This is a genomic window from Mucilaginibacter pineti, assembly GCF_900101875.1.
GTDB classification, from domain to species: Bacteria; Bacteroidota; Bacteroidia; order Sphingobacteriales; family Sphingobacteriaceae; genus Mucilaginibacter; species Mucilaginibacter pineti.
Genome location: NZ_FNAI01000005.1, coordinates 285,824 through 310,537 on the forward strand (window position 1 = coordinate 285,824; position 24,714 = coordinate 310,537).

A 24,714-nucleotide genomic window follows, 5' to 3' on the forward strand; every position below is an offset into this window, starting at 1 on the left:
AGTAAACCGGATTACCTATAAACAGAAAAAGCGGGCAAGCCCGCTTTTTCTGTTTATAGGTTTATATCATCTACCAGAATTTCACATAAAGCATAGTAAGTAATAAAAGGGTTACTACTATTAATGCCAAAGTCGACCTTTCGATCTTAAACATACTGCTGTCGATAGCCAGTGCCTTAGCGTTTACTTTAGGTCCGGCAAGGCTAATGGCCACCATCACTATAACGGTGAACAGGAACGACAAGCCCATACATATCAGGAACGGAATTTCAAAAGTACCGTCGCCTTTTGGAAACGCGGTATACAGGAAAGTTTCGTGACCAAATAATCTCGGTGCAAAATTGTTAAACAATACCGACATACCAAAGCCCGTTAATATACCAGCAATAGCAGCGGCTCCTGTAGTACGTTTCCAAAAGAAACCCAATATAAATATGGCAAATATACCCGGACTGATAAAGCCGGTATATTTTTGAATAAAGGTGAAACCACCCTCGCCACCAATACCCAAAAGATCTTTCCAGGTAAGCATAATAGATAATATGAGGGCAGCTACAATGGTAAGCCTGCCTACATTAACCATTTTCTTTTCGTCGGCATTCTTATTGATATGTTTTTTGTAAATATCAAGCGTAAAAATGGTAGAGATACTGTTAGCCTTACCCGCAAGCGAGGCTACAATTGCCGCGGTAAGCGCTGCGACCGAAAGGCCTTTTAAGCCGGTAGGTAAAAACCCAAGTACAGCCGAATAAGCATTATCAGAATTAAAATGCCCGCCCGAAACCATTTCCTGCTGTAAGCCACCATTTTTATACAACACGTAAGCCGCAATACCCGGCAATACCACAATTATGGGCATAGCCAGTTTCATTAAACCCGCAAACAGGATGCCCGTACGTGCAGTTTTAAGATTGGCACCAAGCGCGCGTTGGGTAATGTACTGGTTACAACCCCAATAGTTAAGGTTCACTATCCACTGGCCGGCAAAATACATGGCAATACCCGGCAACGCAAGATATTTATTGATCTCAACCTGCGATGCGCCTGGTTTTGGTTTGGGAAGCATCATTTTAAAGTGGTCTGGCGCATCCTTCATCATGGCGTTAAAACCAGCAAGGGCGCTTTTGCCTAACCCAAAATGATCGCTCACTAAAGTTAGGGCAATATATGTTGTGGCCAATCCGCCAATCACCAATACCAACACTTGTATAACATCGGTAAAGCCAATCACTTTCATCCCGCCCAGGGTAATAAACAGGGCAAATACCGCCAAGGCTATAATAATGTAGTGCATGGTAGTTTGATCGCCGCCCGATAGGTTGTTCAGTGCCAATGCGCCAAGGAAAAGTATCGACGTAAGATTCACAAACACATACAAAAACAACCAGAACAGCGCCATTACAAAGCTCACCGTTTCGTTATACCGCGTATGTAAAAACTGCGGCATCGTAAAAATTTTGTTTTTCAGATAGATGGGTATAAACCACACCGCAACTATAATAAGTGCGATGGCAGCAACCCACTCGTAAGCAGCAACGGCCAAACCAACGGCAAAGCCTTGTCCGCTGGCACCAATAAATTGCTCGGCCGAGATATTGGATGCAATAAGCGATGCCCCAATGGCCCACCATGTAAGCGACCCTTCGGCCAGGAAAAAGTCGTGACTATCAGATACGCCTTTGGTCTTTTTGCGGCTGTACACCCAGTAACCATAGCTGGATACTACAATAAAATAGATCACGAAAATGACGTAATCGATAGTTGAAAATTTATTCATAATTGGGTTTAAATTAGTTTGGTTTAATCAGTTTTTTACCTGGTTTTTATTTGATTTCTTTCGGTTTTTAACTTGTTTTTCGCCGGTTCTATTCATTTTTCAAAACGAGCAACCGGAATCCCATCGTGGGTTGCCTGTTTAATATTAACTTTTCTTGTACTATCTAATTCCCTCCCGTTGGGAGGGGTGCGGCCGGATGTGGGCAAAGGCAGGGAGGGGTTTCTACGTTTAGCTCACATTTGAATGCTGGCTAAACCCCTTCCTCCTCCTTCCCCAAGGAAGGAATCGCACATGCCCACCGCCTTTCTAAAGTGTCCGCGGTATCACCTGCGTTTCCGTCTTTGTTCCTTAATCTTCAAATCCTTGCTCCTCAAATGGGCGTTACCTTCGGTCCGGGCTATGCGCTCATACTGCTTCTGGCCTTAATTACGGGCCGGTATCCGCTGCTATCCAATATGTCATTGCGAGCGTAGCGCGGCAATCTCATCCTCTGCTTAGTATTTGCACGGTTCGCGATTGCTTCGTTCCTCGCAATGACATATTTATTATTTAAGTATCATAACCAAGTTTACCAAGTCCTCTTCTTTGGAGAGGACTTAGGTGAGGCTCTCCTATTTATAAGCCACCTCATTCCACAGGATCTCATTTCTGAATTGCGGAATGGTGGTATCCTTGCCTATCCTTAAAAACTCAATACCGGCCATGTCTGCAAAATCCTGCATGTGTTCGGCAGTAAGGTTTTGGCTGTAGGCCGTATGGTGCGCTCCGCCGCCATAGATCCAGGCTGCACAGCCTGTTTTCATATCGGGCAGTGGTTTCCAAAGTACACGGGCAACTGGCAGATTTGGCAAATCGGCAATTGGTTCAACGGCCTCAACCTCGTTAACCAGCAAACGGAAACGGTTACCCATATCCACAATAGATGCGTTAAGCGCCGCGCCGCCAGCCACGTTAAATACCAAACGCGCAGGATCAGCCTTGCCGCCAATACCTAAGGGATGCACCTCCAATGATGCTTTGCCATTAGCTAATGAAGCATCAACTTCCAGCATGTGCGAACCTAATACCAGTGCATTGCTTGGGTCAAAATGGTAAGTATAATCTTCCATAAAGGCGTTACCCCCGGCCAGACCGGCGCCCATTACTTTGAAGGCGCGTACCAGGGCGGCAGTTTTCCAATCGCCCTCACCGGCAAAGCCAAAACCATCAGCCATCAGGCGCTGGGCAGCTATACCCGGCAGTTGGATCATGCCATGCAAGTCTTCGAAAGTATCTGAGAAACCTTTAAAGCCACCCTCAACCAAAAACTTGCGCAAGCCTATTTCAATTTTCGCTGCCTCGTAAACCGATGCATATTTGGCACCGCCTTTTTTAAGGTCGTCGGCCATGGTATAAGTAGCCTCGTATTCGTTTGTAAGGGCTGTGATATCGGCCTCGCTCACTGCGTTAATAACCGCTACCAGATCGCCAATACCATAGGTATTTACAGAAAAGCCAAATTTCAGCTCCGCTTCTACTTTATCTCCATCGGTAACGGCAACAAAGCGCATGTTGTCGCCAAAGCGCACAAACTTTGCACCCTGCCAATCGTACCAACCGGCCGCCGCCCGTGCCCAGGCGTCAATCTCAGCTAAAGCCTCAGGATCTTGCCAGTGGCCAACAACAACCTTGCGGTTAATACGCATACGCGATACAATGAAACCAAACTCGCGGTCGCCGTGGGCGCTTTGGTTAAGGTTCATGAAATCCATATCAATACTGCTCCATGGAATGTCGCGGTTAAATTGTGTATGCAGGTGCAGCATCGGTTTTTTTAGGATACTTAGTCCGCGGATCCACATTTTGGCCGGTGAAAATGTGTGCATCCAGGTAATAACACCTATACAGTTTTCTGTAGTGTTGGCTGCCTGCAGGGTAGCATAAATTTCTTCGGTAGTTTTTACAACCGGTTTGTAAACCACCCGAACCGCAATTTGGCCCGAACTATCTAAGCCCGCAGCTATTTGCTGTGAATGCTCGGCAACCAATTTTAATGTTTCTTCTCCGTACAAGTGCTGGCTCCCTGTAATGAACCAAACTTCAAATATTTTAAGATCGATCATATATGTAATTTTGAATTATTGAGTTGTTGAATTATTGATTTTTAAATACTTAATTATTTTGTTGGTGAAAGCCGCAGCAAGGCTGCGCCGTGCAGGTTGATGTTTTGCTGATAGTTATTTTTAAACTGACCGAGATCTTGTTTTTTCCATAGGTCGCGTACTTTGATTTTTCCCTTCAGGCCAATGGTAGCAAAATCAATGGCTATGCTTTTATTTTTATCGCCAATGTTGAATAAGCCAACATAAATATCCTTACTACCAGGAATGTGTGAATACCAAACCATAGCGTCATCTTTTTTGTACAGCTGGCGCGGGTTCTCTCCTTTTTGATTTGCAGCCAATACCTCATCGTTTGTAAATAGTTTTAGTTCCAGTTCCCGGTTTTCGGGCAGATTGCCGCCTAGCATCAGGGGCGAGCGGTAAATACTCCAGAAGGTCATGTGCGTATACTGCTCATCCTCGGTAAAGCGGCTGTAACGTTCCTCCCCTACCGGACCGCGCTTACTTAGCTTACCAATTTGTATCATATCGCAATCTGGCCAGTGACCAGGACCGCCAACACCTTCCCAGCTTTTGGCGTAATCAAACATGTGTAATATCTCTTTCCAGTTATCCCAAAAATCATCGGCCATGCGCCACATGTTTGCGTTTTTTGCTACATGGACAGCCTGCGCAACCGGTGTTTCGCCGGGCGATAGACTTAACACAACAGGCCTGCCACATTGGGCTATCGCTTTGTTGTAACCTTCTACCTCAGCCGTACTGTACGGGCGCGAAAGATCATCTACCTTAATAAAATCTACACCCCATGAAGCATACAATTCCAGCAGCGAGTTCAGGTATTCCTGAGCGCCAGGCTTTTTCATATCCAACCCGTACATGTGGTTCATCCAAGGGCATTTTGAATTAGTATCGGCTACCATATCGGCAGTGATACCGTTGGTTCCCTTTACCGGCGATTTTGCCCATACGGCCTGCCTCGGAATGCCACGCATTACGTGAATACCAAACTTTAAGCCTTTAGCGTGTACATAATCTGCCAAGGGCTTAAAGCCATTGCCACCAAATGCCGAAGGGAATTTAGTTGGCTGTGGTGTTAACCTTCCCCACTTATCCATGGTAAGCCAGGGCAGGTATGAGCCATCCTGCAAACGCAATTGAAAAGGGTTTCCAATGTTACTGCCCGGTGGGTTATCGTATGACCATAAAAAATCGACCACAATATATTCCCAGCCATGGGGTTTAAGATACTGCGCCATGTAATCGGTATTGGCCTTTACCTCATCTTCATGTACGGCCGAGCCATAACAGTTGTAACTATTCCAGCCCATAGGCGGCGTGGCGGCTACCTGCGCCGATACCTTAATGCTAAGCAAACAGGCAACAAAAACTATTACATTACTTAATTTCATATAAAAACAGGTATAAAAATTATTGGCCGTAATAAGAATCGGGACCGTGCTTACGCATAAAGTGCTTTTTGATAAGCGAATCCTTTAAACGCGGGGCATTGTTATTTATCTGCTCGGTTAGGTAAGCCATTTGTGCAACGGCTTCTAAAACTGCACTGTTGTAAACGGCCTTTTCGGCGGTTTTACCCCAGGTAAAAGGGGCATGGTTGCCTACCAATACCATTTCAACCTCGCGGTAATCCAAGCCTTGCTCCTTAAAGCAATCCATGATCTGGAAACCGGTTTGGTATTCATAATCGCCCTCTATCATGCTATCGTGCATGGGCGGCGCGCAGGGAACATCGGTAGTTAAATGATCGGCGTGAGTGGTACCAAATATAGGAATGCACCTTTGCGATTGCGCCCAGGAAGTGGCATAGGTAGAGTGTGTATGCACAATACCGTTAATATGCTCCCAGTGTTTATATAAAACAGCGTGTGTTTTAGTATCAGACGATGGGCGCAGATCGCCTTCGATAGTGTTGCCGTCGAAATCAACGATCACCATTTTCTCCGGCGAAAGATCTTCATAAGGTACACCGCTTGGCTTAATGGCAAAAACACCCAATTCCCTATCGGCGGCGCTTACGTTGCCAAAGGTAAAAAGTACTAGCCCCAGCTTGGGCAGCTGCATATTGGCAGCATAGGCGCTTTCTTTTATATGCTGATATTTGCTCATGCTATTATTGCGTTTGATAGTTTTTGTGCCGATGTTTTAGCAGCAGTTTGTTTAGCGATGAAATCGCCCAGGTCATGGTATTGTTTAAACCTGCGTTGGTATAGCGAAGCATTTGCTTTTTCGGGATAATACTCTACGTCAAAACCGCGGCCCATAGCTTGCATGGCTTCTTCAACCGTTGGATAGATGCCCGCTACAACCGCCGCAAACATTGCCGCGCCCAAAGCGCAGGTATGTTTAAACTGGTGAATACGGATAGGCATACCCAACACATCGGCCATCATTTGCATTACAAACGGCGATTTTTTTGCTACACCGCCAATACCAATGATACCCTTAACCGGGATGCCTTCGCTTACAAACCTGTCTACAATGCTTTTTGCACCAAAACAGGTGGCCTCGGCCAATGAACGGAAAACACGTGGTGCATCACTGCCCAAACCTAAACCGCTTATCGCGCCTTTTAACTCCTGGTTGGCATCCGGCGTACGGCGACCATTAAACCAGTCTATCGAAAGTTCGTTATCAAAATCAAGCGGTATTAACGCGGCCTGCCTGCTTAATTCAGGAATGATGAGTTCGGCCATTTCGGCTTTTAAAGCACTGGCGGTAGCTGCATCAATTATTTTTGAATGCGACAGCAGGTTATTCAACGGCCACGAAAGCACATTTTTAAACCAGGCATAAGTATCGCCAAAGGCAGATTGCCCGGCTTCCAGCCCAGCCATGCCGGGAATAACCGAACCATTAACCTGTCCGCAGATACCTTTTACCAATTTACCTTCAATTTCGGCAGAGGGGGCCACTAAAATATCGCAGGTTGAGGTACCCATAACCTTGCTTAGGTGGTAAGGCTCAATTTGCCCACCCACCGCGCCCATATGCGCATCAAAAGCACCGGCACCTACCACTACATCGGTAGACAGACCCAAACGCGTGGCCCATTCCTGGCTTAAATGCCCGGCGGCTTTATCGGCAGTATAGGTTTCGGTAAATAGTTTTGATGTGATGCCTTTCAACAGCGGATCAAGCGATGAAAAGAAATCATCGGGTGGTAAACCGCCAAACTCTTCGGCCCAAAGGGCTTTATGCCCCGCAGAACAACGGCCGCGTTTAATTTCCTTAACATCTGTACCACCGGTTAGCAGGAACGGAATCCAATCGCAATGCTCAACCCATGAGTGCAGGGATTGACGCACCTGTTCGTCCACACGTATAATATGCAGCAGCTTGGCCCAAAACCACTCTGATGAGTAGATGCCGCCTACATATTTAAGATAATTAGTATCAAATTTTGTGGCGTGCTCATTGATCTGGGCGGCCTCGGTTACCGAAGTATGATCCTTCCATAAAATGAACATCGCATTAGGGTTTTTCTCAAAACCCGGGGTTAAAGCAAGCGGAGTACCGTGTTTATCTACCGCTACAGGGGTTGATCCGGTGGTATCTATTGATAAACCCTTAACTGCTTTTGCAGCTTCGGTGCCCCCTGCTTTTTGCAGGCAGTCTTTAATGGTAGTTTCCAGCCCCTCTACATAATCAAGCGGGTGTTGCCTGAACTGGTTTTCAGATGGTACACAATATAAACCATCCTGCCAGCGAGGATAATTGAATACAGATGAGGCTATTTCTTCGCCGTTGAGGGCGTTTATTAATACGGAGCGAACAGAGTCTGAACCATAGTCCACTCCAATCACAAATTGGTCTTTACTCATATTGGTTTGATAATTCGTGTTGAAGTAACACTTATTTTTTTGAAATAAAAAATTTTTCCTAAAAAACATTTAAAAAAAAATCAAAACGGGAGATAAAAAGTGACTGTTTATAATGTATCCGGATTAGGGATAAAATTCATAATAGCCTGAAATTTAGCATAATAGTTTTGCATATTCAGCTGATAATAAAAAGCACCGCGTTTGGAGCCCGCTTTGTCCTTATCGGCGAGTTTAATTAGTAAACCAGTGGCCAGCACCCGTTTGCTAAAATTACGCTTATCAATAGCGGTGTTAAAAACACTTTCATAAAGAGTTTGCAGCTGCGGAATGGTGAACTTTGTTGGCAAAAGCTCAAATAATATGGGGTGCATTGCTGCCTTATAACGGATCTGTTTCCTGGCGGCCTCCACCATTTCCTGCTGATCGAAGATGAGTTTTGGCGTGCGTTTTAGCGGAAACCACTCGGCATGATAGTCCTGACTTAGCTGTGTTTGGTACTTGTTAATATCTATAAGTGCAAAGTAGGTAACAGATACCGTACGCTCAATAGGATCGCGCTTAGTAGCACCAAAGGTATGAAGCTGCTCTAAATAAACACCTTGTAAACCTGTTAACTGTTTAAGGTTACGGTTTGCGGCCTGGTCAATACTTTCTTCCGGTTGTACAAAACCACCCATAAGGCTCCAATTCCCTTTCTCGGGTTGAAAATCTCTTTTTATCAACAGGATCTTTAAAGTTTCCCCATCAAACCCTAAAATAATGCAGTCAACGGCTAATAGCAGACGGGTTTGTTTGGAGTATTTGTGCATCTATTTTTAGTAAAACCAGGTTCGTGATAAAATTATTTTGAACAACCTAACTACCTCTCAAGTAAAATACTTACTTAAAAATCCGTTAATAGCTGCAATTATAAGGCTTTATAGGTGTATAGCTTACACAAATAAAATTAATTTTATTTTTAATTGTTTTTTATACAATAATAATTTTTTTATTCTACCTTAGATTTTAATTAGGAGCCGAAAGGCCTTCCGATAATAAACCAAAGTACCAATTGTAAACAGTTAAAAACCGTTAAATACGGCACGATCAGCAATGATAACGTACATGAAAAACGGCGAAAACGCACCAAAATCAGTATGAAAACAGTAACTAAAAAGCACTTTTTATTATATAGCCTTGGGCTATCATTATTTATGGGCTGCGCCGGACCATCTGCAAAAAAAACTTCCGATTCGGACTCCACCTCCTCGGTAAAAACTGCAAGCATTGATGCTAAAAACTTTGAAGGCGATGTAAACGGCAAACCCGTTAAACTATATACTCTAAAAAACAGCAAAGGCGCAAGCGTGGCCATTACCAATTACGGCGGCAGGATAGTAAGCCTTTTGGTACCTAATAATAAAGGCACTTTTACTGATGTGGTTTTAGGATACGATAGCTTAAAAACTTACCAAAAGCCAAAAGAACCATTTTTTGGCGCTATAATAGGCCGCTACGGAAACCGTATTGCCAAAGGCAAATTCACTTTAGATGGTAAAGCTTATCAATTAGATATTAACGATGGTGTTAATACGCTACACGGCGGCTTTAAGGGTTTTTATGCCCAGGTATTTGATGCCAAACAAGCCGATGATAAATCGCTTGATCTTACTTATGTATCAAAGGACGGCGAGGGTGGCTACCCTGGTACGCTAACCGTTAAAGTGGTGTATACCCTTACCGATGATAACGCACTGAAAATTGAATACACCGCCACTACAGATAAAAATACCGTGGTTAATTTAACCAACCATGCCTATTTTAACCTTAACGGCGAGGGTAGCAGCACCATCACCAACAACGTATTAAAAATTAATGCCGATGCGATTACCCCGGTTGATACCACGCTAATACCAACAGGCAAACTATTGCCAGTTAAAGGCACACCGTTCGACTTTACCACGGCCAAGGAAATTGGCAAGGACATTAACGAAAGCAACGAGCAGTTGAAGAACGGTAAAGGATATGACCATAACTTTGCGCTGAATAAGCACGATGCCACACAATCTGTAGCTACAGTAAGCAGCACCGAAACCGGTATTGTAATGGATATTTATACAGAAGAACCTGGTCTCCAATTTTACTCGGGTAATTTTTTAACCGGCCAAACCAATGATGGCAAGGGTGGCAAAGCTTATCCGCACCGTTCGGCGTTTTGTGTAGAAACACAGCATTTTCCGGATGCACCAAACCAGCCTGCATTTGCATCAACAGTGTTAAAACCAGGTGCAACTTACCATACAACAACTACTTACAAGTTTTCAACCAAATAGTTTAATATAAATTTATTACAGCCCTTGATATACATTTATACTGGGAAAGATGACTGAAACCGAACTAAAATATCTGCTGATTGATATTGCTGTGAACAATAACAGGGCATCTTTTAAAAGGCTGTACATGTTTTATTATTCCAAGCTGTTTTGGTTTGCCAAATCATTTGTAAAAACAGATGAAAGTGCAGAAGAAATTATTGATGATGTGTTTTTAAATTTGTGGATGCAGCGCGCAAAGCTAATGGAGATCAATAATTTTGGTAACTACTGCTACACATCGGTTAAAAATAAATCATTGAACCATATTGCAAAAGTGCAGCTTACGCAGGTAAATATTGATGACATTACCGTTGAAATTATCGATGTATCGGCAAGCGGCGAAGACAATTTGATTTGCGCCGATATAACCTGGGTTATCAATAACTCCCTTGGTAAACTATCCGACCAATGCCGACTGGTTTTTAAGCTGGTAAAAGAGGATGGCCTTAAATACCGCGAGGTAGCCGATCTGTTAGATTTATCGGTTAAAACCGTTGAATACCACATGGGCAATGCCCTTAAACAGCTTACCCAAAGCATCGAACGCTCACAACGGCAAACTACCGTTACCGCAAAAAATACGGCTTTTGTTAGCACAAAGAGATAATATGATCTCTTTGTGCCAACCGTAAAAATTATCACTAAAAATTTATTTTATTTTTCACCAGGGTGTTTCCGTTATTTCTGGTCTTTATGATTAGAGGCTTAAATAATGATCAACAACATCTGGATTCTTATTGGTAAAAAACTAAGTGGCGAAGCTTCATCCGAAGAACTGCGCGAACTGGAAGAATTGCTGCAGCAGGTTGAAGACCAATACCCCCTTGCGTTGCTGGAAGATATCTGGAAAAAAACAAACCAGACCCCTGCCGACGAAAAGTTGGAAAACAAATGGAAAGCCTTTGAAACCAAGCTTGATGTTTTTGACAAAATAGAAACCGAAGCAGAACCTGCTGCCGATATTACAGAGCCAGCCAAACCCAAACGCGGCATTATAAAATTCATAAAAATAATTTCGCTTGTTGTTGCCGCCAGTATGGCCGTTGTGTTTATAGTTTTTAGGGATAAAAACATACCCGATGGCGATAAAACCAGCGAAATTACTGCCCCTCAAAACGGCATAAGCAAAGTGCAGCTGCCCGATGGCAGCAAGGTATGGCTAAACTCAGGCAGTAAGCTTGTTTACGCCGCCAGCTATGGCACCGATGTGCGCAAGGTTTCCTTAACCGGCGAGGCTTTGTTTGATGTGGTGAAAGATGCCCAGCACCCTTTTATTGTAACCACGCCAACCATCAGCATAAAAGTACTGGGTACCAAATTTAATGTGCGGGCCTACACTAACGACAGAACCTCGGAGGCATCGCTGTTGCGCGGGAAAATTGAACTTACCATATTAAAAAACCCGGAGAAACAGATCATTTTAAAAGCTAACGACAAGCTTACCATTAATAATGAGCAGCCTGCGCTAAACGCCGCAGCCTCGTCAAAAAATGATATAAATGAAGATGTACCACTGATAGCGCTAAGTCGTATTCACCAGATAAAGCAGGATACATTGCCATCAGAAGCTTTGTGGATTGAGAACAAGCTTGCCTTTGATGCCGAAGATTTTGGCAGCCTGGCCCAAAAGCTGGAACGCCGCTATAACGTTGCCATTAGTTTTAAAAACGAAGATCTGAAGAAGATAAGATTCACCGGCAGGTTCCAGAATGAATCGATAACAAAAGCCTTAAAAGCCCTCCAGGGCACTACATATTTCCATTATAAAACCAACAACAATCAAATTTTAGTTTATTAACCCATTTAATCAAATTAATTAAACAGGCCTATGCTTAAATAATTATTAAAAACCTTAAGCCATAAAAAACGGGAGAATGTTGAAGCATCCCCCCGTGTATGTGGTAAAAGATTAACTACCAGCCCTTTTAGAAAACCAAATAGTTAAACAACCTTAATGCTAAATTATGAAAAAAAATGCACACCGCATTAACCAAGTGCGGCTGAACCAATTTTTGAAAATCTTTCTTATGTTTAAATTTATCCTTGCCCTGGTGATTGTGTCATCGTTGCAAAGCTTTGCAAAAGGATATGGTCAGAGTATAATAAACGTCAGTTTCCAGAATGTGTCTTTAAAAAAAGCTTTCAAGGAAATTGAAAAGAAATCCGACTATCGCTTTTTGTACAGTGATGATGTGCTGGCTAAAAACGTTTCGCCAACAAGCCTCACCATCACCAACGCTTCGCTTGATGAGGCGATGACCGCCTTGCTGGCGAATACCAACCTGGTATATCGCTTAAGCGAAAACAACCTGGTTATCCTGTCAGAAAAAGGCGGCACCTTGTCGGTTTTAAAAGTAACAGGTAAGGTTATTGATGAGGCCGGTAAGCCAATGCCCGGTGTAAGTATAAAAGTTAAAGGGACCGACGTGGGCGCCCAAACCGAAGTTGATGGCAACTACGTATTGAACATCCCGGATGCTAATGCCAACAACGTTGTGCTGGTATTTTCATTTGTGGGCTATACCACGCAGGAAGTACCGCTTAATGGCAATACCACGCTTAACATACAGCTTAAAGAAACTTCAAACTCATTAAATGAGGTTATTGTAGTAGGCTATGGCGGCGTTAAACGTAAAGATATAACCGGCGCGGTAGGTATCATTGATGCCAAAGAAGCCAAGAAACTATCAACTAATGACCTCTCGCAACTATTGCAGGGGCGCGTTGCCGGTGTAACTGTTAACAGCGATGGGCAGCCAGGTGCTTTCCCGAGCGTGCGCATCAGGGGTTTCAGCACCTTTGGCGATGCGGCACCGCTATATGTTATTGATGGTGTACCGATGAGCAATTCACCACGCGATTTTAACCCCAACGATATCGAATCGATGCAGGTATTGAAGGATGCATCAGCAGGCGCAATTTATGGGTCGAGGGCTGCAAATGGGGTGGTTATCATCACCACCAAACAAGGCAAAAAGGGTACGCCGTTAAAAATTGAATACAGCGCCTATTACGGCGTTGATAAAATCTGGCAAAAGATACCGGTGCTTAACCGCGTACAATACCAAACCGTAATTAACGAGGTAAATACCAATGCGGGCTTACCGCTTATCCCAGGTAACGACCCAACTTCATCAGTTTACGTTGCCAATACCAATACCGATTGGCAAAAGGTTGGCGAAAAAAATGGGAACCGTCAAAACCACGATATTAATTTTTCTGGCGGCAGTGAGCATTTTACCTACAACGTATCGTTAGATTACTTTGGCAACAAGGGTACATTTGTTGGTAATGGCCCCACTTATGACCGCTACTCTACCCGTGTAAATACCAGCGGCGACAAAGGCATCTTCCGCTTTGGCGAATCTGTTTTTTATTCGCATTCGCATGAAAACGCTTTAACCTACCGTTCAGATATCCTTACCGGTAACAGGCCGCCGCTTATTATTGACCTTATTGAGGCTGTGCCTACGCAACAACTATATGACCCTACTAAGGTAGGCGGCTATGGCGGTATCCTCTCCAGCGTTCAAAACGTTATTTCGCTTAACGCAGTTGGCATTAACTCGCTCATTAAAAACTATACCGATGTTGACCGCGTGCTGGCCAGCGCCTTTGGCGAGGTTACCTTACTGAAAACCAACGGGCATAGTTTAAAGTACAAAATCAACTTAAGTTATGATAAAGTAGTGGCTAATGATTTCTCGTACCAGCCACCGTTTGATCTGGGTTACTTTTTTAACCAGAGTATCTCGCGTCTTGATAATACAGAGCGTTTATACACAACCGGCATTATCGAAAATACTTTAACCTATAACAAGGCATTTGGCAAACACACTGTTGATGTTTTATTAGGCCAATCATACCAGCAGGATAATTTCCGCACGTTTAGCGGCCATGCCGAAAACGTTGTTGAGCCCTATCTCCAGCTGGATAACGGAACCAATAAAACAACCTCAGGTTCAAGTGCCGAAAGTACGCTTGCCTCCTATTTTGGCAGGTTAAATTATAATTTCGATTCGAGGTATTTGTTAACCGCCACACTGCGCCGGGACGGATCATCGCGCTTTGCCCCATCAAACAGGTTTGGTTACTTCCCATCGGCAGCGCTGGCATGGCGTATCACCAACGAAAAGTTTTTTACCGTTCCTAAAGATATCATCAGCGATCTTAAATTCAGGGCCAGTTATGGCGAGTTGGGTAATCAGAATATCGGCAATTACCTGTACACCTCTTACATCAATCCCAATATTGTATACAATTTTAGCAGCAGTGGCGATAACCAGGGAACAAAAGTTACCGGTGGTTTAACTACCAGCCTCGTATCAGAAAACATAAAATGGGAAACACGTACAACAGCAAACTTTGGGTTTGATGCAACATTGCTGAATGGCTTGTTTGATCTATCTGCCGAATATTATAACAGCAAATCGGCCGATGTATTGGTTGGCGTACCTATCCCGGCCTCTACCGGCTCTGTAAACCAGGCCCCTTTAATTAATGCGGCCACACTGCGTAACTCGGGTATTGAAATATCTGCCGCTTACCATAAAAGAACCGGCGATTTTACCTTAGATATATCGGCCAATATTGCAACCGTTAAAAACAAGGTGCTTGCACTTGGCGGTAATAACGAACCAATTTACGGCGTAGGTTCAAAAACAGCCGTAGGCGGCGAAGTAGGTGAGCATTTTGGTTATGTTGCAGAAGGTATATTTCAAAACGCTGCCGATATAGCTAACCATGCCAAACAAGAGGCGGGAACAGCCCCCGGCGATATTAAATTTAAAGATCTGGACGGTAATAACGTAATCAATGCCGATGATCGTACTTACCTGGGCAGCGCAATTCCTAAATTAAATTACGGGTTTAACGTTACTACCGGCTATAAAAACTTTGATCTGTCGGTATTTACATCGGGCAGCTCGGGCTTTTTAATAAACAGCCGCCTGTACCGCGATTTGATGCTGACCACGGATTACATTAACCGCAGCACCGATATCCTGAACCATTGGACACCAACTAACACCAATACGGATATTCCGCGTGTGGTACAAAATGACCCTAACCAAAACCAGCGCGATTCAAACCGTAAGGGTTGGCTGCAGAATGGTAAATACCTGCGCATAAATACCGTATCGTTAGGTTATACTTTTAAAAAGGGAATTATTGAGGGCTTGTCAAATGCAAGGATATATGTTACCGGTCAAAACCTGTACTCGTTCCAGGGTTACAAGGGCTTTAACCCCGATTTTACTTCGGGTGTTTTCAACCCGGGCTTCGATGCCGGATCGTTCCCTAAACCGCGGACCATATTAGTGGGCGTACAGGTAGGTTTTTAACAATTTGTTTACCAGGTAAATTGAATCAACATGAAAAAAATTAAATATTTCACCATAATCATATTAATCGCATCCTTTTTTGGCTGCGATAAAAAGCTGGACCTTCAAAATCCAAACGCACAAACATCAACCCAATATTGGAAAACAGCCGCCGACGCTACTGCCGGTGTGGTAGCTATCTACAACAGTATGATACAGGATGGCAGCTACATGCGTATGTACCCCGCCCTTACCGATGGCCGCGGCGACGATTTTAAAGGTGATAGTCCCTGGGGCGATCTTGACCAGGTAGCAAACTTTACCATCCCAACAACATCCGGGCCGGTGCAATGGGTTTGGGCGCAGCACTACCAATGGGTTTACCGCACCAACCAGGTTTTAACCTACGTACCGGATATTACTATGGATGAGGGTTTGAAAAAACGTCTATTAGGACAGGCCTATTTTTTACGCGCACTGGCTTACTTTAACCTGGCCCGCACTTACAAAGTAGTGCCGCTTATTACCACTGTACCAAAAGATCAGAAAGATTATTACCCGGCAACTGCATCTGAGGACGACATTTGGAACCAGATCTATGATGATTTTAAAAAATCAATAGATATGCTGCCGGTAACTTACGACAACGTAAGCGGCGCAGATCAGGGGCAAAAGGGGCGTGCTACTAAAGGTGCGGCTGTGGGCTTGCTGGGTAAAGCATACTTATATCGCCAAAGATGGACCGATGCAGCAGCTGAGTTTAAATTACTGATAGATGGCCCCGAATTAAACAATTATAGCCTGATGACAGATTTCAGGGATAACTTTAAGCCAACTAACGAGAACAATGCCGAGTCGTTGTTTGAAGTTCAGTTTGCCGATCCTAATACTGTTGGCGGTACCGCAGGCAACTATGGCGGCGAACCAAATGCAAACTGGAAACAGGTATCGTCAATAGGTCATACCTATGCTATGGAAGGTTTTGGCTATTCTGACTTTTTACCAACCAACTGGATTTACGAGGAATTTAAAAAGGAAAAAACTGTTGACGGTAAATTAGATCCCCGCTTGTTGGCCACAATTGCATCCTATGAGCCGGGCGTATCCGAGTTGGCTTATTTTGGCCCGTGGAACAATCCAAAAACCAATATTTATCCGCGCAAATATACTCATGATGGTATCCCGGGTTTCACCAATGAAAACAATGGTATCGAAAATTCGGGTATCAACTATCGGGTGTTAAGATATTCAGATGTGCTGTTGATGTATGCCGAAGCTTTGAACGAGATGGATCAAACCTCGGCGGCTTATCCATACATTCAAAAAGTACGTAACCGTGCCAACCTGCCCGATCTGGCAACTACCAAACCCAACATGACCAAAGAGCAAATGCGCGATCAATTAGGTCACGAACGGGCGTTAGAATTTGCTATTGAAGCGCAGCGTATTAATGACATCATTCGCTGGGGCTGGTTGTACAAAGCAGATAAACTTGCCGAACTCAAAAGCCATGATCCCGAGTTTAATTCGTGGACCGCAGGTAACGAGTACCTGCCAATTCCACAAACCGAGCTGGATGTAAATAAAAACCTGAAACCTAATCCAGCAAATTAATAAAGGTATCCCTCCCGGCCAGTAAGCCGGGAGGGTATTTTCTCAAAAAAACTTAGTCGAGCTTATTTATGAAAAACATGAACAGGTTAAGGTTATTAATGCCTTTGCTTTTAGCTGCCGGTTTATTGCCCGCTTGTAAAAAAGAGGGAGCTGCACCCAAAATAACAGATACCGTGGTGGTAAAGCCCATCACGCCAACTGCCTTTGATATTAATTCCATAACCGATACTTACGGTGATATAGCATCGTTTGCCTATTACCAAAAATGGACGGTTTATAATGTACATGATCCATCCATCAAAAAATTTGGCGATTATTATTACTGCTACAGTACCGATGTTGCTTTTGGTACCGATGTACGTTCAGGGTTGCAAATTCGCCGGTCGAAAGATCTGGTGCAATGGGAGTTTGTGGGCTGGGTATTTAATTCGCTTCCGGCAAAGGGTTCACAGTTTATCAGCTCAAAGGGTGGCACGCCGTTCAATGCTTTATGGGCGCCCTATGTAATGAAGGTTGGTGCGGAATACCGGCTGTATTACTCACTTTCATCGGCAGTTGCGCGGTTAAGCGTTATCGGCATGGCAACAGCTTCATCCCCCGAAGGCCCCTGGACGGAGAAAGACCTCGTGGTAACATCCGCAAATGATGCCAGCATCCAAACCAATGCTATCGACCCAACAGTTATTACCGCCCCAACCGGCGACGAGTATATGTACTACGGATCGGCCTGGGATGGCATCTATATGTTAAAGCTTAATGCAACTACCGGTTTGGCCGAAACAACAGGCGATAAGGGGAAACGGATTGCCAACCGTGGCTTTACGGGCGGTAAATACAACGGCAACATTGAAGGTGCCGAAGTAATATATAACCCCACGCTGAAAAAATATTTCCTGTTTATCTCTTACGATTGGCTGCAAACCAAATACAACGTAAGGGTTGGCAGGGGCGATAACCCTACAGGCCCTTTTTATGACTACAACGGGCACGATATTAACACCAACGAAGATCATGGGCCTATGATACTGGCACCTTATCAGTTTGCTAACCAAAGCGGCTGGCAGGGCACCGCGCATTGCGCTGTATTTGACAACGGCAGCGGCCAGTATTTTATGGCGCACCAGGGCAGACCAGGGGTTAATTCCTTTTATATGGACCTGCACGTACGCAAAATTTCCTGGACGCCCGATGGCTGGCCGGTGGTATCGCCAGAGCGATATGCTAACGTAGATCAGGCTGCCATCGCCAGCACCGATATTGCCGGCACCTATGAAAAAATAACGTTAAACTACCATATAGTACCCGGTTACAGCGATGAACAAACCAATCCGAATTTTCAGGTAGCTACCGAATTTAAACTGGATGCCGCAGGAACCATAAACGGAAACGCCGCAGATAAATGGACTTTTACCGCCCCTTATATCGAACTGAAATACGGCAGCGGCGATACCTACAAACTCAAGACCGAGCGCGAAAGGGATTGGGAAAACAAGGTAGTATCTACCATTATTTTTACCGGTTTGGATAACTCAGGTACAGCTATCTGGGGGAAGAAAAAATAATGATTGTTAAAAACACACTTAATTTAAATTTTATTTTTAGCTTTAGCTACCAAATAAACCCATAATGATAAAGCACACCTTTTTAACCGTTTGTGCATTGGGCACGCTACTGGCGGCAAATGCCCAAAATACACCTGCACACACCTATAATATACAGGCAGATAAGATCATAACGCCTATCCCATCAACCATGTACGGGATATTTTTTGAGGATATTAACCTTGCTGCCGATGGCGGTGTATATGCAGAGCTGGTAAAAAACCGTTCGTTTGAGTTTAATATGCCCCTGGCCGCGTGGACGGAGCATAAAAAAGATGGCGGTGATGGTCGCATTGAGGTGATCAACCGGTCGGCAGAAAGGCCGGAGAACCCGCATTATATTAAAACATATGTTAACACGGATGCAGGAAGCTTCGGCATCTCCAACGAAGGTTTCCGTGGTATGGGCATTAAAGAGGGCGAGGATTACACCTTTTCGGTGATAGCCAAACAGGAAGGTGATGCCAACGTAAAACTAAATATTGAACTACACGGCGATAATGATGCCATTATAGGCAAGGCCGAATTGCTGCCAACAGACAAGAACTGGGGCCGTTACAGCGTAAAATTCAAATCAACAGCTACGGTAAAAAAAGCGCAGCTATATGTTTGGCTAAGCGGCAAAGGTATTATTGATCTGGATATGATCTCGATGTTCCCGGAGCATACCTGGAAAAACCGTCCTGCTGGTTTACGTGCCGACCTGGTGCAAAAGCTCGCCGATATGAAACCCGGTTTCCTTCGTTTTCCCGGTGGCTGTATCGTAGAGGGCCGCGATTTAAACAACCGCTACCAATGGAAAAAAACAATTGGCGATATTGATAAACGCGAAAACATCATTAACCGTTGGAATACTGAGTTTAAGCATCGTCCCGCTCCTGATTATTACCAAACCTTTGGCCTGGGCTTTATGGAATATTTCATGACTGCCGAGGACATCGGCGCATCGCCCCTGCCTATCCTTAACTGCGGTATGGCCTGCGAGTTTAACACCGCCGAAATTGTGCCGATGGACCAGCTTGACCCATACATCCAGGATGCCTTGGATCTTATTGAGTTTGCCAATGGCGATGCTACCACTAAATGGGGCAAACTTCGTACAGATCTTGGTCACCCCGGTAAGTTTAACCTGAAAATGCTGGGCGTTGGTAACGAGCAATGGGGCGAGCAATATATTGAGCGCTGGAAGGTTTTTACTAAAACCATTAAGGATAAATACCCGGATATAAAAATAGTATCGGCCCTGGGCCCCGATCCCGAAGGCGACAAGTTTGACCTGCTGAACAAAACATTCCGCAGCTTAAACGCCGATATTTTAGACGAACATTATTACCGCGCCCCAAAATGGTTTTTGGATAACGCGCGCCGCTATGATAATTACGACCGTAAGGGCCCTAAGATCTTCGCCGGGGAATATGCTGCACAAAGCGTGGCCACGGTTAGTCCGGATAATAAAAACAACTGGACCTGCGCCATAGCCGAAGCTGCTTTCATGACCGGGCTTGAGCGCAACGCCGCCGTAGTAAAAATGGCATCCTATGCCCCTTTATTTGCCCATGTCGACGGCTGGCAGTGGACTCCGGATCTGATCTGGTTTGACAATTTGAATAGTTACGGCACGCCGAATTACTACGTGCAGCAACTCTTCTCCCTAAATAAAGGCACCGATGTGGTACCGCTTACGCTGAACAAAGAGTCGGTTGCCGGGCAGGATGGCTGCTACGCTACCGCCAGTTTGGATAAGACTACAAACGAGCTCATCATTAAATTTGTGAATAGTGGCGCATCGGCCCAAATCGCCAGCTTTAACATCAGCGGTGCCGGCTATCAAAAGCAGGTTGCCGTAACCACCCTCCGCAGTGATAATGGCGACGCAGTGAATTCCCTGGAAAACCCAACAGCAGTAAGTCCGGTGCAAAGCACTGTTTCATTAAGTGGCAAAGTATTAAAAATGAATATCGAGCCTTATTCCCTAAAGGTTATCAGGCTAAAAACTAAATAAGTTGAAGAATTTTGGTTTGCAATTGGTCGTTTTATTCCTGGGCGTTAATGTTTACGCCCAGGATTTACGAACTAATATTTCTGTTCACGACCCTGTGATCGTTAAACACGATAGTACTTATACTATTTTTTGCACCGGCATGGGCATAGCTATGTGGTCGTCTGTTGATAAGATACATTGGAAACCCGAAAAACCGGTGTTTGACAAAGCGCCGCAATGGGCCGTTGATGCCATCCCTGGTTTTAAAGGGCACATCTGGGCGCCAGATATTTCTTATCACAATGGCCTGTATTACCTGTACTATTCGGTATCGGCATTTGGCAAAAACACATCGGCCATAGGGGTGGCTACCAACACTACACTCCATACCAATGATCCGGCTTATAAATGGACAGATCATGGCAAGGTATTCCAATCTGTTCCCGGAAAAACCAACTGGAACGCTATCGACCCTAATTTAATTACCGATAAGGACGGTACACCCTACCTTGTGTTCGGCTCATTTTGGGATGGATTGAAACTGGTAAAACTCAATCCAGACCGGCTGGGCATTGCCGACAATACCGACAGTCTGCCTACCATTGCCACCAGAAAAAAATCCCCGTCTGAAAACCTGCCACCAATAGCCGGAAATCCTGTCGACGCTGGCGGAAACGCCATTGAAGCCCCATACCTCTATGCCCACGAAAAGTATTTTTACCTTTTTGCCTCAATAGATTACTGCTGCAAAGGACCGCAGAGCACCTACAAGATGATCATTGGGAGGTCTAAAAATCTTAAAGGTCCATATCTCGATAAAAACGGCATCGCCATGAATAAAGGTGGCGGCACTATACTATTAGAAGGCGATAAGAACTGGTACGGCGTGGGCCACAATGGCGTAGCCCATTTTGACGGTGCCGATTACATCATCTTCCACGGATACGATGCTGCAGACAGGGGAATTTCGAAGCTGCGGCTGCAAAAACTAAACTGGGTTAAGGGATGGCCGGTAATTGAGGAAAACAAATAAAACAATCAACATGAAAATAGCAAAATACATACTAACCATAACAATAGCAGCAAGTTGCTTAACGGTTTCCAAAGCTAATATATTGAAAGATACCGTGATCCATGCAAATGGCAATCCCATTATCCGCCATGAGTTTACCGCAGATCCCGCAGCTATGGTTTATAAGGACAAGGTATACCTATATACCGGGCATGACGAAGCACCAACTAATCATAATGGCTACGTAATGCACAACTGGACGTGTTTTTCATCATCAGATATGGTGAACTGGACGGAACATCCTTCACCGTTGAACGTGAAAGATTTTGCATGGGCCAGGGCCGATGCATGGGCGTCGCAGGTAATTGAGCGCGACGGAAAGTTTTATTGGTACGTAGCTGTTGACCATGCCACCATTCCCGGCAAGGCCATTGGTGTGGCCATAAGCGATAGTCCGACAGGCCCCTTCAAAGATGCCCGCGGCACCGCATTGGTAACCAACGACATGACAAAAGCAGCTAAACATCCCTGGGATGATATTGACCCCTCGGTTATTATTGATAAGGACGGGCAGGCCTACCTTTTCTGGGGCAATGGTGTTTGCTACTACGCCAAACTAAAAGCCAACATGACCGAACTGGACGGCGAAATTAAAACTATCGATCTGCCCCACTATACTGAAGCACCGTGGATTCACGAACGCAATGGCTGGTACTATTTATCTTATGCTTACGAGTTTCCTGAAAAGATAGCCTACGCCATGAGTAAAAACATTAACGGTCCCTGGGTTTATAAAGGCATTATTAATGAGCTGGCAGGTAATTCAAACACAAACCACCAGGCTATTATTGATTTTAAGGGAAAAAGCTATTTTATTTACCACAATGGTGCGCTTGCCGCTGATGCTGGAAGTTTTCACCGGTCGGTATGTATTGATTATTTGTATTACAATAAAGATGGCAGTATAAAGCGCGTGGTGATGACCAGTGAGGGCGTAAAAGCGGCTAAATAGATCAAAAATTAGCCCTGTAAATAGAAAGCCCCTGGCCAAAGCAAAACTTTGATCAGGGAACACATAGGTAGATGTATATATAGTTAAGCCGCTTGTTGAACTGGCTGTTGTATTTGCTGGCCGGCTTGCTTAGCCCTGAATTGGTGCAAATCCTCTTCTAAAATAGCTTTCAATTCCATGTCGATGGCGATTAACGCCAGAGTTAGTAATATTGAGTCGTTTGAGTTTTTCATGTTGGCTAATGTTTGATGTTTGAGTAAATACCAATATTATGCCAGTAGATATAAGGCCGCTGACAAATACGCTATTAAAGCCGTTAAATTAGTGTATCAGCTGCAAAAACAGCTTTTAGAGCCATTAAAGGACGTTTTTACTGTCTGTTTTTATATACAGTTGATATTATGAAAAGGTCGGCGGGACATAGATTTGCACAACAATCATCGGCCACACTTATCTTGGAATATGAAAACACGGGAAAGTGTTTACAACAAAAATCCCGGCTACTTTCGTAACCGGGACTATCGTAAGTCCGTCAACCTATTTCAGGACGATTCATGATGTTTTACTATTTACCCATATCCCAAACTTTTAAGCGGGTAATTTTTGCGCCCGCACCAAAGGCTGATACACCGGTTGCGGTAACATCCGGATATATCATGGTTGATATTACCTTTTCGCCATTGTTGCCAAATAGTTCAACTGATGACCTGTCTACCAGTAATTGTAGTTTAACTGTGCCGCCGGTTATTTTAAGTTCAGTTGTTTGAATAAGGTTTTCTTTTGACTTATTATCCTTTTCTGCACTGCTGCAATCAATAAATAGTTGTTGTTTGGTTACATCATAGCCAACGGTAATTGTCTTTTGCCCGTCGGCGCTTTGGGCTATTTTAAAACCCGCCTGTTTAGCATCGTTAAGGGAAAATTCTGCCTCAATCCAATAAGAATTGCTGCTACCCGCCTGCGGCAGTTTAAGATCATCGCCTATGGTTTTCTTACTGATCTCCGCATGGCTTTTTGATAGTTTGTTCAGTGAGTTTTGGATTACGCTGCTGGGTTGCTGAAACAGCCGCACACCATCCGCAGTGGTACGTAAAGACAGATCACGCGGGATAGACATCTGGCCTTTCCATGGGGAAGTTTCCGGGTGGCCATTTTGCAGCCAGCCCAGCAGGGTGCTTTTACCCTCAACCCTCCAGGGAATACCTGCATAAAAAGTATCGCCATTATCAATACTGAAAACTGTTCCTGTTGGGTTATCGCTTTTAAAGGTAGTGCCATCAAAATCACCCACAAAATACTGCATCAGCGGACCATGATCTCCACCAGACGATACTGAAAGCATCCACTTTATTTTTGATTTATCGCCATCAACAGCAAGGGGCACCATAAAAGGGCATTCCCAACCATTTTTTGCATATCCAGCCGGACCAAAATCGCTCAGTTTTGTCCATTCCTTTAAATTTTTTGAGCCATAGATGCGTACCATGTGTTCATCAACCATAGCCACCGTCATGATCCATTGCTTTGTACCCTCGTGCCACCAAACGTTGGGGTCACGAAAATCTCTCTTATTCAGATCAATAACCGGATTTTTGGCGTATTGCGTGTATGACATACCGCCGTCATTGCTATAGGCGATGAACTGTGATTCTTTATGCTGCGTTGGCTGATCGGCAGTGAAAATAGCTACTACTGGTGGCTTGCCATTTTTGCCGAAGCCACTGGTATTATCCTTATCCAGCACTGCAGACCCGGAATAGATCCAGGTAGTAGTGTCTTTAGTAACAATTTCGGGAATGGCTACGGGCAGGTGTTTCCAGTGCACAAAATCGGTAGTTGTAGCGTGGCCCCAGCTCATATGGCCCCATTTGTTTTCAAAAGGGTTATGCTGATAATATAGTTGATACTGCCCGTCAAGAAATATTAATCCGTTGGGGTCATTAGTCCAGTTTTTTTTGGGGGTGAAGTGATAGGCTGGTCGCCATTGCGGAGTTTCGGCGGTTTGCGCTAATGCCGAATACCCCAGCGTTGCAAGCAATAATGAACATAATGTTGATTTGAACATGTTTTTCTTTTTATATTTTATAATAATTGA

Annotated in this window: 17 protein-coding genes; 9 read left to right on the top strand and 8 right to left on the bottom strand. The window is 44.4% G+C overall.

From position 1 onward, the window contains the following. Positions 1-70: 70 nt before the first annotated feature. The 6 genes from BLS59_RS13625 to BLS59_RS13650 form a co-directional block, all read right to left on the bottom strand. On the bottom strand, positions 71-1,777 hold the full coding sequence (locus tag BLS59_RS13625) for a sodium:solute symporter family transporter (RefSeq protein WP_091149825.1): 1,707 nt from the start codon (positions 1,775-1,777) through the stop codon (positions 71-73). A gap of 611 nt (positions 1,778-2,388) precedes the next feature. Next, positions 2,389-3,879, bottom strand: coding sequence for an L-arabinose isomerase (gene araA / locus BLS59_RS13630; protein WP_091149826.1), 1,491 nt, complete (start codon positions 3,877-3,879; stop codon positions 2,389-2,391). Between the two features lie 53 nt (positions 3,880-3,932). Then, positions 3,933-5,291 carry a glycoside hydrolase family 27 protein gene (locus BLS59_RS13635; protein ID WP_091149827.1) on the bottom strand — a complete coding sequence of 453 codons (1,359 nt, stop codon included), beginning with the start codon at positions 5,289-5,291 and terminating at the stop codon, positions 3,933-3,935. Between the two features lie 19 nt (positions 5,292-5,310). After that, positions 5,311-6,009: an L-ribulose-5-phosphate 4-epimerase gene (locus BLS59_RS13640; RefSeq protein ID WP_091149828.1), complete on the bottom strand. Its 699-nt coding sequence runs from the start codon at positions 6,007-6,009 to the stop codon at positions 5,311-5,313. Further along, the gene (locus BLS59_RS13645) at positions 6,006-7,724 is read right to left on the bottom strand and encodes a ribulokinase (protein WP_091149927.1); all 1,719 of its coding nucleotides are present in this window, start codon (positions 7,722-7,724) and stop codon (positions 6,006-6,008) included. The genes BLS59_RS13640 and BLS59_RS13645 overlap by 4 nt, the downstream gene beginning before the upstream one ends. Positions 7,725-7,831: 107 nt before the next feature. Further along, positions 7,832-8,533 (bottom strand): NUDIX hydrolase, encoded by a 702-nt coding sequence (locus tag BLS59_RS13650; RefSeq protein ID WP_091149829.1) that lies wholly within the window; start codon positions 8,531-8,533, stop codon positions 7,832-7,834. 327 nt (positions 8,534-8,860) lie between these two features. Here BLS59_RS13650 and BLS59_RS13655 point away from each other — a divergent pair, with 327 nt between their 5' ends. From BLS59_RS13655 to BLS59_RS13695, 9 genes are all read left to right on the top strand, one after another. Beyond that, positions 8,861-10,036 (top strand): aldose epimerase family protein, encoded by a 1,176-nt coding sequence (locus BLS59_RS13655; protein WP_091149830.1) that lies wholly within the window; start codon positions 8,861-8,863, stop codon positions 10,034-10,036. A 49-nt stretch (positions 10,037-10,085) separates the two neighbouring features. Next, entirely contained in the window at positions 10,086-10,685 is a 600-nt protein-coding gene (locus BLS59_RS13660; RefSeq protein ID WP_091149831.1) for an RNA polymerase sigma-70 factor, read from the top strand. 105 nt (positions 10,686-10,790) lie between these two features. Beyond that, complete coding sequence (locus BLS59_RS13665; protein WP_091149832.1) at positions 10,791-11,876, top strand: FecR family protein; 1,086 nt, start codon at positions 10,791-10,793, stop codon at positions 11,874-11,876. A gap of 229 nt (positions 11,877-12,105) precedes the next feature. After that, on the top strand, positions 12,106-15,420 hold the full coding sequence (locus BLS59_RS13670) for a TonB-dependent receptor (RefSeq protein ID WP_162842630.1): 3,315 nt from the start codon (positions 12,106-12,108) through the stop codon (positions 15,418-15,420). Between the two features lie 30 nt (positions 15,421-15,450). Then, positions 15,451-17,013 carry a RagB/SusD family nutrient uptake outer membrane protein gene (locus BLS59_RS13675; protein WP_091149834.1) on the top strand — a complete coding sequence of 521 codons (1,563 nt, stop codon included), beginning with the start codon at positions 15,451-15,453 and terminating at the stop codon, positions 17,011-17,013. 77 nt (positions 17,014-17,090) lie between these two features. Beyond that, positions 17,091-18,575, top strand: coding sequence for an arabinan endo-1,5-alpha-L-arabinosidase (locus BLS59_RS13680; protein WP_205411262.1), 1,485 nt, complete (start codon positions 17,091-17,093; stop codon positions 18,573-18,575). A gap of 64 nt (positions 18,576-18,639) precedes the next feature. Beyond that, complete coding sequence (locus tag BLS59_RS13685) at positions 18,640-20,616, top strand: alpha-L-arabinofuranosidase C-terminal domain-containing protein (RefSeq protein WP_091149836.1); 1,977 nt, start codon at positions 18,640-18,642, stop codon at positions 20,614-20,616. A gap of 1 nt (position 20,617) precedes the next feature. After that, the gene (locus BLS59_RS13690; RefSeq protein WP_205411263.1) at positions 20,618-21,628 is read left to right on the top strand and encodes a family 43 glycosylhydrolase; all 1,011 of its coding nucleotides are present in this window, start codon (positions 20,618-20,620) and stop codon (positions 21,626-21,628) included. Between the two features lie 10 nt (positions 21,629-21,638). Then, positions 21,639-22,619: a glycoside hydrolase family 43 protein gene (locus tag BLS59_RS13695; RefSeq protein ID WP_091149837.1), complete on the top strand. Its 981-nt coding sequence runs from the start codon at positions 21,639-21,641 to the stop codon at positions 22,617-22,619. 83 nt (positions 22,620-22,702) lie between these two features. Here the strand turns inward: BLS59_RS13695 and BLS59_RS31610 are convergent, their stop codons facing one another. Together BLS59_RS31610 and BLS59_RS13700 are read right to left on the bottom strand one after the other, a co-directional pair. Further along, a complete protein-coding gene (locus tag BLS59_RS31610; protein ID WP_162842631.1) occupies positions 22,703-22,852 on the bottom strand; it encodes a hypothetical protein in 150 nt (49 codons plus the stop codon). A 332-nt stretch (positions 22,853-23,184) separates the two neighbouring features. Continuing rightward, positions 23,185-24,684, bottom strand: a complete 1,500-nt coding sequence (locus BLS59_RS13700) for a glycoside hydrolase family 32 protein (protein WP_091149929.1) — start codon at positions 24,682-24,684, stop codon at positions 23,185-23,187. Positions 24,685-24,714: the final 30 nt, after the last annotated feature.